The following is a 13538-nucleotide window of genomic DNA, read 5'->3' on the forward strand; positions in this document are numbered from 1 at the left end:
ATAAAAAGATGGAAATAGTAAAAAAAGTGTCAGATCTGTCAGATTTTAACATTGTACAGTTAATTAATGCTAAAATATGACGGGCTAAAATAAAAAATAATGACACTGAGGCGTGCTGAACAGGCACGGAGATACACTGAGAAAAATCCGGCTTACGAGAAAGTACTGTTTGGACATTTGTGCCTTCACAAGCATCACTTTATAAAAATAAACCTATAAGGATTATACGGGGCTACCAATTATTTTATAAGTAGCCCCATATTGCTAAAATATATGCTAGCCTTCTACCATTGGATCTGTTGATCTTCGTCCGGAATCAATGTATTCAGGTCACGTTGCATTGACAATATTCCTGTTACTGTATATTTAAGCGGAGTACCGGAAATTGTCGTATAGTCTTCAAATGTATAACTCAAGCCCAAAGTGATATATATATGCTTCATATAGACTTTTGTAGCATCCATTTCTTCTTCTACAGTATAATATGGTTGCCCTTGTACATTGAAGTTTATTTCCGGATTATCCGTATAAATTTCCAGCTTCTTTTTCTGGATATCGATCATCTCATCTGTAAACCTGATAAATATTTTATATAGTTTCCTATCCAGATAGTCTATATCTCTAAGTCCGGCATAAAGAAAAATAGTATTTTCATCCACTACATAAGTCCTTACTGACGACATATTCAAAGCTGTTTCCATATCGGGAGCCAGATATATTTTGTATAGAGTCCCGCTGTATGTACCCGAATAATCATTGAACGGATTAATGTGTAACATAGCCCTCTGATAGTACTTATGGGGGTTAGCCTGATAATTGTATGAAGGATAACTCAATATCCTCAAAGGTAATACCCATTTATCAGTCTGATCCAGATCCCCTAATGTGAACTCGATAGGGACTGTGGTAGTATATTTATCCGCAGGAACGTCTATCGTTTCCGACATGCCATAATAGGTTGTCCCCAGTTGTTTAAAATACAGTTCACTACGATGGCCATATGCTTCTTGGTTCAATACAGCCAATGTATCAGGATCTAAACCGATATGTATAGTCCGGTTTTGGGAATTCATTGTTGAACCACTGATAATGACCGGAAGATTGTAAATCACTTTCCCCTCAGGTTTATAGCGTACATACACAGGAGTCACCCCCAGACTGTTAGGTATAGCTTTGAAAGAGGCTGTCTGTATATATTGCTCATCTTTCCATTCATCGTTGCATGATACACAACATATTATTGTGAACATGGCTAAAAACAGATAATATATATATTTCATTTTCTTCGAATTATAAGAGTTATTCAGGATTAGTCCAACCCGGATTTTGAATCAGTTTCGAGTTACGTCTCAACTCGGTATGATGAATAGGTGAAAACCACATCTTACGGGCAAATATAGTAGGCAGCGAAGGCACTACAACAGGAGTATGGAAAGCCTCAGGCATATCTTTGGTAGCATATGCATTACATCCGTAAATCTGAGCTGCTTCTTCTACCGGAGCATCCATCCAGCGACGAAGATCAAAATAACGGTGCCCTTCTGCAAACAATTCAATCTGCCTTTCACGTTTCAGCTTCTCACGGAATTTATCCTGACTGCCATACACATCTTCTGCATAATCAGGAACTCCGGCACGAATACGAATTAGCTGTATACCTTTCTTTAACTCACTGATAGTACGGCTTACCGAATGCGTTTTAGTACCATCCCACGATTGTATATTATATTGTCCACCCAGCTCATTAAGGGATTCTGCATATATTAACAGTATTTCTGCATAACGTATAGCCGGATCTACTTTCTTTACAAATCTGGATTTATCATACGCAGTAGTGATAGTGTTACTTATATCATAAGGATTTACATACTTTTTGATACCAATGCCTGTGCGCAACCAATAAGTAGCATTCGTGTACCCATTCCCACTTCCGCGGTAGTAAAATACCTGCTTGTTACTTTCTTCATCTTTATCCTTTTCGGCATTCAACAAATTCCAGGTACACCCGTTATAAGCTACGGATGCGTAGAAACGAGGTTCACGATTTACATACTGTTTTGATACCCCGACACCCAAGGTACCTAATTCCGGATATTTGGATAACTCTCCCGAAGTAACCAACCCAGCCTCGCGAGGACGACTATCATAGCGGCCGGCATATCCGGCTAACCCTGCGTACATAGAATTCATTCCCGGACAGTCTGTACCATCTGCCATATAATAAGCATCGCATTGTTTCTGAGTCATACCATGTGAACTATATCCCTTACCATACAAACGAGGTAGTTGGTGGAGTACTAAAGTCGCGATATCTTCACCCGACCCATTCTGTCCCCGGGTAAATATAAGTTCAGGATTCTCATGAGCAGGAACGTCACCATTAAACAATGCACGATATGATTCAAACGGATCTATATTTTGCCAACCGCTCGGCCAATCCTGATTGGAAAAATTACCATCATTAGGAGGAGTTATAGTTACCGGATAAGCAACATCACCTGTCGTTTTTGAATAAGCAACATACAGACTATAATAATTGAGATCCATTACATCCTTAGCGGCAGCGGCGGCCCTGGCCCATTTAGACTCATCATAAGTCTGAGGCAGCAGATATCTATTTTCTTTGTCGATCAAGGCCGAAGCTACATCAGCCGGAGCCTTTCCGTTATACAAGGGACTAGCAGCAAACAACAAAACTTTCGCGCGAAGGGCCAAAGCCGCTCCACGAGTAGGACGGGCCAGATCCTGTACCGCACGTGATGTAGAAGGAAGCATTTCAGCCGCTTTTATCAAGTCTCCTACGATATAGTCCACACATTCATCATATGTATTTCTTGCTTGCGCTACCTCATCATATTCTTTCATATAATCTACAGTTTCGCTTGGAACAATAGGTACAGGACCATACAAACGAAGTATAAACCAATAGAAATAAGCCCTTAAGAAATAAGCCTGTCCTTTTAGGTCGGCAATTTCAGCGGCACTAAATGCTTTGTTCTTATCAATATTATTCAGGAATATTGAAACCTGACGAATCCCTTTATAAGCATTTTCCCAAACATATTGACTTTCGTTATGATCACCGCTCTCCGAATACTGGCCACTTTTCCATCTCATATATCCCTCCGATTCATCACCATAGTACATGTCGTCAGCGAAATTGTAAGGAATACTCTTTTTACTGCATACATCCTGTAAATAGCCGTTGCCCAAATAGGAATAAGCCTGCGCCATCCATTCATTTGTATAGTCCTTACTTTGGAAAACATCCTCTATAGACATACGCTCGTCAAACAGGTAGTCCGAGTCAAGGTAATCCGAGCACCCGCCAAGAGTCAGACTCAAGCCTGTCACAATCAATAAAATTATAATTATTTTCTTCATATACATTAATGTTTATAGTTGAACTGATATCCCTAATGAAATGGTTTTACTAAGCGGATATTTCTTTCCATCGGAACTTCCCATTTCCGGATCCCATAGTTTGAATTTGGAGAATGTAAGCAGATTAGTTCCCACAAAGAAAATGCGTACATTATTCATATACATTTTATTCACCAGGGATGTAGGAAGTGTATAACCGATATCCAGAGTTTTCAGACGTAAATAGGAGCCATCTCTGAGCCAGAATGTAGATCTCTGATAGTTATTCGAATTGCTTCCATAAGTCAGGCGGGGATATTCTGCATTGGGATCTTCGTTTTCACCCAATATCCATCGATTCGAGTTGGCCAGATCATTCAATATATTTCCCCAACCGTCACCTAAACTAAACATATGAACAGAAGAGCCATTGATCTGGAAAGTAGATTTTCCAACTCCCTGAAAATGCACACTTATATCCAATCCTTTCCATTTACCGGAAACTCCAAATCCATAGGTAAGGTTTGGTTTCGTCGTAGCACCGATAGCAACCATGTCATTGGCATCAATTTTTCCATCACCATTTACATCCTTATATTTGATATCTCCGGGCATCACATCTCCGAACGTTTGTGTCGGGCTGTTCCGGATCTCTTCATAATCTTTGAACAATCCTAAGGCAACCAGTCCGCGGGCTTGATTCACGCGATGCCCTTTATCCAGTTTGTACCAATAAATAGAATTCTCCTCATCCCTCTCTATAATCTCATTTTTACTATAGGTCATATTGCCTCGCAGGGTCAGATCGACATTTCCCGCTTTTTGTTTGAACGCGAAGTTTCCATCAAAACCACGGGCTTTTACTTCTCCTACATTCGCCCAAGGATTACTTTCTACCCCTACCGACCAAGGAAGATATTTACGCTCCATATAGATACCCTTACGGTGCTCGTAGAAATAATCGATTGCTCCGGAAATCCTGTTACCCAAGAAGGAATAATCAATCCCTAAATCCTGCTTGGTGGCAATTTCCCAGGAAACGTTAGTAGAAGCAATAGAAGAATAGTACTTACCCAAGTATGTCCTACTATAATCATAGTCTCCGAAATTATAGGCATTACCTGTCGTAGTACCTATTGTGTACAGATAAGGAAAGCGGATATCATTTCCATTGGCATCTTTTAAATTATCATTTCCTGTTTTACCATATGAATAGCGGACTTTAAACATGTCCAGCCAGCTTATATCTTTCAGGAAAGGTTCCCCTGCAATATTCCAGGCTCCGGAAATAGCCGGGAAAAAACCAAACCGATGATCCCTGTGGAAATTTTCTGATCCCGTATATCCGAAATTAAAATCTACAAAGTAACGACTGGCCCAATTGTAATGTACACGTCCGGCCAGGCCTTGATTACGGCGGGCTATCCCATTTTTAAGGTCTGTTCCGATATCTACGGTTTGTATTTTAGAAGATTGCGTGTATTTAAGAACACCTCCAATAGTATGGTTATTAAATCTGCGGTCATAGTGGAATTCCAGTTCAAAGAATTCGTTCCGTTTTCCCTCTGCACCAGAAGTCTGCGACATTGGGGACTCCTTCACAATCTCAGTGAATACGAGATCTCCATTTACATCCCGGGATCTTTCAGCCCTGTACATTGCCGGATTTTTATAGCGCGTAATCCAGCTTTTGTTCTCTGTATCATAGCCAAAACGTCCTGTAGCAAAGAGTCCTTTTGTAATAAAATCAAGTTTTTGCTCCAGAACCACGCTGGTCTGAATATTATTCTCCCAGTTTTCCTGATATCCGGTCATCGTCGCCTGTACCCACGGGTTGAAACGGTATCCATTATCGTTTCCGTAAGCCGGGACATAACCGTTAGAGTATAACTGAGGAACCATGATCGGATTATAACCCATTAATGCTGTCCATATTGCATCACTCCCGATCCCGGCATCGTTTTGCTTACGCAATGAGCCCGAAACACCTACTTTCAACAATGTTGTTTTTGTAATATCAATATCAACATTCATACGGTAAGTATATTTCCGGAAGTTTGCATTCGTATTATAGTCTTTCAAAGACTTATCCACCTTATACATACCTTGCTGGTCCTGATAGCTTCCCGATACAAAATAACGGGCAGTCCTTCCACCGCCACTCATATTCAATGTGGCACGTGAACTCCATGAACCATTCCGCAACAGGACATCCATCCAATCTACATCCGGATACAGATCCGGGTCCAGGCCCAAACGAAGTATCTCCAGTTCTTCAGGTTGAAAGAGAACATCCTGATTACGTGTAATCTTCGCTTCATTCGCCAGGGATGCATATGTATATCCGTCTGCAAAATCCGGTACTTTAGTAAGCATGCTATAAAATCCCTCAACTTTTGCATTTATGTTGATTTTTCCTTCCTTACCACGTTTTGTATTTACCAGAATAACGCCATTGGCACCCTTACTACCATAGATAGCTGTGGCAGATGCATCTTTCAATACGGTAAAAGATTCTATATCTTCCACACTGATCTCATTCAGGTCGCGCTCAAAGCCGTCGACCAGCACCAAAGCCGCACTGCTACCTCCAAATGTGGAAATACTGCGTATCCAGAATTCGGAAGTACTGCCGGGCTTACCGGATGTCTGCATAGCCATAATGCCCGGTACAACACCGGCCAGACCGTCAGCAATGGACGAACTCGGATTTGCTTTTAACGTTTCCACATCCACATTTGTGATAGCCCCTGTCAGGGCAATCTTTTTCTGCACCCCGGTTCCCGTAACGACAACTTCGTTAAGAACACTTTTATCCGATTCTTTCATGACAACATTGACAACCCGCTGCTCCTTCACCAATACCGATACTTTTTCAAAGCCGATATAAGAAAAAACCAGTGTATTGTAAGATGTCATTTTAATCTTATATTTTCCCTCTATATCCGTAATGGCTCCCAGTCCCGGCATATTACTTATGGATACATTCGCCCCTATGATGGGTTCATTATTTGTATCGGTCACGATACCTGTTACTTCTATAGTTTCCTGAGCAAAAGCACCGGCTGAAAATGCAAGTAACAATATACATGTTAATAAAAAGTCTCTCATATCAATATGTGTCTTTCATTTATTATTCTTCATAAGCAATTTTGCGGATACGACGGTTGTTACTGTCTCCGATATAGAAACATTGCTTTTCTTCATCGTAAGCAATTCCGGCCGGATAGGCAAAACATGCTTCCAGGCGTAAGTCTCCATCTCTGTATGATGCTGTTCCAGGGGTGCCTGCAAATGTGGAAACTCTTCCCTGAGGTGTCAGAATACGGATCACATGATTCACCTTATCACAGAAATAGAAATCATATTCGTCTTCCTGACCTTCATAATCAGTATTTTTTACGAAAACTCCTTGTTGAGGCTCATTCACACGAGCATTACTGCCCACACCATCGGTGTAACCTGATTTTTGATCCTGTCCAACTACCAGATACGGCTCTGTAAAAGTCTTCTTCTCCCAATTATAATCAGAGCGCATAATATACTGCCTGTTATTTACTATGATATATGCATAGTTCCCGGTAGGGTGGATGACTATGAAAATTCTTATCGATGAATTTGGGAGCTTGAAAGCCTGTGCTGCTGTTACCGAACCGATATCACCTCTCCAGATAATACCTGTATTATAGAATCCATAGTAACACTCACCATTCACCGGATGCACAGCGGCGGCTCTACATCCACGGGCATTCCACAATGCTACTTTTGTTTTAAAGCCGGAACTACGTGTATACAGATAATTTCCGGGTTGGGTATCCGAACTTTGATCATGTGTCACTATCATATCGCCATCCAAGGTAAAATTGATAGCAGGAACCTGATGGCTACCCGGAAGGCCTGTAGCGAAAGTACTTACATACTCTTTCTCAAAATCGATAAGTCTACACGACTTCTCATAACCTGCTACATACAGGTGGTTCCGATTCTGCGGATCGAATACCAGCCATTCCATTTTTTCAAAACCTCCACAATCATCAAACGGACCATCTTTCACATCATATTTCGTATTATTTTCATATGTTTCCCCAATAAAAGAGCTTACGAGCATTTTCTTTTGATAGGTGAAAAGTTCTCCGGCCTCTGCTTTAGCGATCTTTTCCCCGCTCCCGTCAAGGATACTTACTTCAATATCGCCATCATAAGCTTTTGCAGGGACAATACAATATAAAGACTGATGATTAGCCCCGATTATCCTTGCGTTTTGCCCGCCAATAGTAACTTTGATCTTAGAGAGGTCATTCCCGAAGTTTTCACCATAAATAATCATTTTCTGATTGGCTCCTCCCTCTTTCGGTGCGAAACCGGAAACTACAACAGGCTTCGAAGGATCGAAGGCTTGCGAATCCGTGTCGGATTTATCGTCTTTGCACGATACGCAAAGAACGATCAGCAGCATCAACCAATGCTGAATTTTCATTCTGTTTTTCATTTTCATAAGAATAGGGTCTGAATTTAGTTTGTTAAAACATTTCACAATTGTATCCAAATACAGCATGAGCTGTCTTGTCTGCACGTTTATCGTAAATTAAGTATTTGTTAATTTTCCTTGTTTTCTGACTATTTTCAATTCAATTAAATGGGCGAGACGTATTTCATCGGTATTTCATAGATTGTAATTTATGATTTGTTAACAGCACAAAGGAATGGGAATTTAAATTAGAAAGATGACAGAAAAGTGGCTATAAATAGCACATTTTTCCCAATCGTCATTTTAGAGCGAAAATGAGGGCTAAGCAAAAAAACAAGTATTCTGTTTTCAGCTTCTTTTATATACCGGATGTGAAAAGGGAAATATATAAGTCCCATTCCGGATGATTTGCTTTCCGATGATCCAGCTATTAATATAAAAATTGATTATCAAAGGCTTATTCCAATACAGCCGATTTCAAGGACGAGGGAAAAATTTAACTATAAAGAACATAAAGTTCACAAAAAATCAGAATTTTTAACAACTTCCGCTGCAAATATTCAAAAATTCTACAAAATTGGCCCATATTATAGTACATGTCTTGAAGGTGCAGCTAATTTTGTTTAGCGGAGCAAAATGGAATAAGAAGGATGATCGTATAATATATATATGAGCTTACAGGCTGCTACCCTTTTGGTAGCAGCCTGCAAGTACTGTCATTATCCTCTCAAGGTGAAAGGCAGGATAATTAACATAATATGAAGGAATTAACATCCTAAATCAAAACTTATAACAGTAAATAACGGATGATTACTTCGTTGAAATAACAAGCTCTTTTCCTTCTTTCAATTGTTGGTGGGTAATAAAATAACCATCTATTTTCTTACCGCCATAGCTTATATCAGTAATTTTCTCTCCCGTGCCTTTTCTCTTAATAGTAAAGTTTTTACCATCCAGATTAAATACTACCTTATCGAACAATGGTACAGTGACTATATACTGCGGGTCTGCGGGAGAATAGGTATATAGACCGATTGCATTCAGTACATACCACGACGACATTTCACCTGCATCATCCATACCGCAATACGCTAACCGTTCGGGCCCCATACGATATTGTTCGTTCAGTATCTTATTCAGTATTTTTTGGGCTTTTTCCTGTTTATCAATAAAATAATACATATACGGGATGCTATGGCTCGGCTGATTCCCATGACAATACTGGCCGATGAATGTAGTCAGATTATGTGCCTCATAGTTTTTCCATGGAATAACAAATAAGGAATCGAGTTTTGTCTCGAAAGCCTTTTTACTTGGGTATAAAGCAATAAACCCTTCAGGATCGTGCAAGGCAAAGAATGTCGACTGCCATCCGTTAGCTTCACGGTACATATATTCATAAAAAGGACGTTCAGGGTTGAACGGTGTTATCCATTCTCCATTTTCCAGACGTCCGCGCATCAGTTGGGTAGACGGATCGAACAAATGTTTGTAACTGTCTGTCCTTTTCATCAGCTTATCGTAGTTTTCCTTATCTCCGAGTTCCTTTGCCAGCAATGCCGTGGCATAATCGTCATAAGCATATTCCTGAGTTTTAGTCACAGCCGCTTTAGCTACAGTCTCCAGTTTCGGGTTTTTAATATCCATCTCGAATATCCATCCCCGCTCCATATATTCCTTTATATGCGGACGGCCACCTTTACCTTCAACGAAAGCATTGTTGAGAAGTAATTTGTATGCCGCCTGTACATCAAAATCCCGTATACCCCTCAGATAGCTTCCTGTAACAAATGTAGAAGCATGATCCCCATGAAAGAAACTCGGCATAAACCCTCTGATCTCACCCCGGTCTGTAATAGACCTGATAACATCGGCTGCAACATCCGGCGAGATCATTCCCAGCAAAATCAGTTTATTACGGTAATCGTCCCAAAAAGACGGATCACTGTAATAACGGAATCCTTTGTTTACTACTTCACCTCTGCCATTCACAAACTGTCCGTTGACGTCACTCAATAGTATCGGCCACAAGAAAGCACGGTAGAGAGTAGAATAGAACGTTTCCATCTGTTCTCCGGTACCCCCCGATACCTGTATTTTCGATAGTAAAGTATCCCATGTATTTGTAGCTTCGCTCCTCACCTGATTAAAATCTTTGGCAAGCATCTCTGCCTCAAGATTCATTCTGGCATTTTCGATACTTACATAGGAAAAACCGACTTTCATCTCCAGCGGGTCGTTTATATTCTCATTGTCGAGAAAATTGACAATGCTGACTTCCGTATCACCCTCTTTCAGCTTTTCCACATCTTTTATTTTATGGTTGGTCACAGCATAAAAATAGAATGTAGGGCCGGTTTGCTGATAGCCTGTAAATACATTGTCTCCCGTTTTTTCTATTTTCCAATCCCTTACATGTTCGTTAGAACGAGCCAGATCTGCCAGCAGCCTTTTGTTTTTCCCTATTTTATAGGTATATCTGTGGAAAGCACATCGCAAAGTAGAAGTCACTTCTGCATTTATATCATATTTTTGGAGATAGACCTGATAATACCCGGGACTGGCCGACTCCTTGTCATGGCTGTAAGCCGAGTAATAAGACTTAGGGGCAATCTCTCCGCTAACAGCAACGAGAGGAACATAACAAAGATTCCAATGTCCCTTGCTGGTATGGGCAAAAGCATATATAACCGTATCTTCGTACTGGTAACCTGAGCCGCTGCGCCACATGGTGACAGGCGTTACCTGAACCATCGAATTCGGCACTGATGCTCCCGGATAGGCCTCGGCTCCCCATGCCCTGCGGGTTGGTTTATATCCAAGATCGATACTGTCCCAGAGGGTGGTAGTACCAATAAACGGATTGACATAACCGGTGAGACGTTTTTTACTCTCCTGAGCATAACATCCAACTACAATCAGCATTATTGCTCCGATAATGATAAACTTATTTTTCTTATACATACTCTTTGATTAAAAACAGGTGAAAACCGAAGATTCTTTAAAGCCTGTTTAATTCAAAACAAAATCCAAACAGGCTCTTTTGCCTCTTACTTTAATGCGAATTTGTATTTATGCTCTCCTGAACCTACATTATACTTATTTTCTCCGGCATAAATAGTTGCAGTAGATCCTGCCGGAATTTTCACGGTCATTTCTATATTTTTCCCGTTAGCTTTCCATTCAGAGGATATTTTTCCCCGTACGGAATTATATTCGCCTTTTACCCATTCCAGATCGGCAATGAAATATGGCTTTATAATGATATTTTCGAATCCGGGCCTGGATATATCATAATTAATCCCGGCCAGATAGCTGGACATCCATGCACTGACATCACCCATAAAGACATGGTTTAACGACGCATCGTGGAATTCAGGACTTAACAGCCATGTTTCGGCAAGTGTTGTATAACCTTGGGTCTCTACCCAATATCCCCATGACGGAGCTTCTGTTTTGGTTGCCATTTTATAGGCATCTTCCACGTAGCCATATTTACTCAGCATGCGAAGAACTGTTTTGCTTCCAAGCAATCCGAAATCAAGGAAATGATTATTCTCCGCCACAATTTTTTGAAGATAATCGGCCACTGCCTGCTCTTTACCTTCCGGAACTATCTCCAGATAAAGGGCTATTGCCTGTGCCGTCTGGGTACCGTTTGCATAAACTGCCGTTTCGGGATTGAAGAACTTCTCGTTTATTATTTTTTTCAGCGATTCCGCCTTTTCTTTATACATGCTTGCATCTTTGCCCAATATAGTAGCAAAACGTACCATAAGCATGTAATCGAGATAATAATAAAGCGTGGAGGTATAATCGTTAGGAGTCTGCGCCTTGTAATATACCCAATCGCCTAATCCGAAAGTAAGGAGCCCGTCTTTCTCGTGATTTTTCAGATACTGCAAGTAATTTAGCATTGTAGGATATAGCCGTTCTATACAGCGTTTGTCTGCATAATAATCGTATAATGCATTTGGTATGATAAACAGTGCGGCATCCCATACAGGACCCGGCCAGTCGCCAAAACCCCATCCCGATGATGGGATAATACCCGATATGCCTCCGTTAGAACGCTGATTATCGATGAAGTCGTTCATCCATTTCTCGTAAAATGTAATCCCGTCGAAATTGAGAAGAGCCAGATCCATGGCAATATGTGCATCAGCAGTCCATCCGTTCTTCTCGCGTTGAGGGCAATCGGTAGGTATGCTGTGAATATTTCCCCGGTAGCTTTGGTTGGTTGCAGCCCATATTTTGTTCAGGAGCTTGTTGGAGCTGCTGAAATGTCCCACTTGCGGTATATCCGTATGCAGGAACAAGCCCGTGATATTATCTTCGGTAAGCGTTACAGGGCGGTCGGTTTTTACTTCTATATATCTGAAACCATGGTAAGTAAATTGAGGTGTGAATTCTTCTTGTTTCCCTGAACCTTTTAGTATGAATATATCTGTTTGGAAAACCTCTCCCGGTTTCTCCGGACGATAATAAACATCAATATTTCCCGGTTGCAAACGGCCATCGTCTTTCAGTAATTCTCCATGCTGCAAAGTAAAGGTTGTACCTCTTTCTCCTTTTACATTCAGACGGCATACTCCTGCTATATTCTCTTTTAAATCAAAAACAAAGATAGTATCACCAAAGGATTTTAATAATGCAGGCTTTATTTCTTTTGTTATCCGGATCGGTGGCATCTGCTGGGAAACTATTAATGGAGCCGGACTGTCTGTTATTTTAGCTGCTATCCAGTTTTTTTCATCGAAACCTGTATTGTTCCAGCCTTCCTCTTCCAAACGGCCGTCGTATCTGTCGCCACTATATATATTATTATAGATATACGGGCCTGTATTGGTCTTCCATGTATCATCCGAAGCAATTACGTCCGTAATACCATCTGCATAAGTAATCCTTAATTCGCATAATAAACGAGGACGGCCACGCCAGTCGGCCCTTTCAAAATCCCAAACAGCCTTGCTCTGACAATTATAGAAGCCATTACCTAATACTACGCCTATGGCGTTGCCGCCTCTGTTTATTAATGACGTGATATCGTGAGTCGCATATAATATGCGTTTGTTGTAGTGTGTATATCCGGGGTCCAGATAACTATTGCCTACCCTCTCCCCATTGAGAAACATCTCATAATAAGCAGTTCCTGAAATATAGAGAGTAGCATGGGCTATATTTTTTTCGACTTTGAATTCTTTTCTGAAAAGTGGTGCCGGCTCATATTCTTTATCATGGGCATCGGATATCCAGCGGGCATCCCAGTCGGATTGAGATAGTTTTCCCATGCCGAACATATTGATTGTAGAAATACAAGAGTCTCCCTTATTGCCCCAAACAGTGACGTCCCAATAGTAACGCTGATGTGATTGCAGCTTTTTATCTCCGGTGTATTCTGAAGAAAGAAACTGACCGTTAGTCATTCCGGAATCCCATATATCAGGAGTTCCGGATAGTAATAATGAAGAATCAGTTGCAATTCTGATGCGATACGTTTTCTGGAGGAAGTCTTTAGCATCATTGAGCTTCCAGTTAAACCGCGGTTGAGGTGTATCCAGACCTAACGGGTTATCGAGGTATTCGCATTGGGCACTTGTAATTGATACTGTTGCATCTTTCTGGCAAGAAGCAAATAAAAGTGCTATACATATAGCTAGTATATTCAGATGTATCGACCGGGTATTTGTCATGGTATTTTAGGTCT

Annotated in this window: 6 protein-coding genes; all 6 read right to left on the minus strand. The window is 40.8% G+C overall.

Annotation, left to right across the window (positions count from 1 at the left end; genetic code table 11):
- Positions 1-284: 284 nt before the first annotated feature.
- The 6 genes from B3317_RS12400 to B3317_RS12425 all read right to left on the minus strand — a co-directional run bounded on the left by B3317_RS12400 (position 285) and on the right by B3317_RS12425 (position 13524).
- Positions 285-1280 (minus strand): DUF4973 domain-containing protein, encoded by a 996-nt coding sequence (locus tag B3317_RS12400; protein ID WP_291111998.1) that lies wholly within the window; start codon positions 1278-1280, stop codon positions 285-287.
- A gap of 19 nt (positions 1281-1299) precedes the next feature.
- Positions 1300-3384 carry a RagB/SusD family nutrient uptake outer membrane protein gene (locus B3317_RS12405; protein ID WP_291112001.1) on the minus strand — a complete coding sequence of 695 codons (2085 nt, stop codon included), beginning with the start codon at positions 3382-3384 and terminating at the stop codon, positions 1300-1302.
- A gap of 12 nt (positions 3385-3396) precedes the next feature.
- On the minus strand, positions 3397-6474 hold the full coding sequence (locus B3317_RS12410; protein WP_291112004.1) for a SusC/RagA family TonB-linked outer membrane protein: 3078 nt from the start codon (positions 6472-6474) through the stop codon (positions 3397-3399).
- Between the two features lie 22 nt (positions 6475-6496).
- Positions 6497-7840 (minus strand): IPT/TIG domain-containing protein, encoded by a 1344-nt coding sequence (locus tag B3317_RS12415; protein ID WP_291112007.1) that lies wholly within the window; start codon positions 7838-7840, stop codon positions 6497-6499.
- A gap of 801 nt (positions 7841-8641) precedes the next feature.
- The gene (locus B3317_RS12420) at positions 8642-10795 is read right to left on the minus strand and encodes a GH92 family glycosyl hydrolase (protein WP_291112009.1); all 2154 of its coding nucleotides are present in this window, start codon (positions 10793-10795) and stop codon (positions 8642-8644) included.
- A gap of 86 nt (positions 10796-10881) precedes the next feature.
- Positions 10882-13524, minus strand: coding sequence for an alpha-L-rhamnosidase (locus B3317_RS12425; RefSeq protein WP_291112012.1), 2643 nt, complete (start codon positions 13522-13524; stop codon positions 10882-10884).
- Between the last annotated feature and the right edge of the window lie 14 nt (positions 13525-13538).

Source organism: Dysgonomonas sp. UBA7710 (assembly GCF_002482385.1).
GTDB lineage: Bacteria > Bacteroidota > Bacteroidia > Bacteroidales > Dysgonomonadaceae > Dysgonomonas.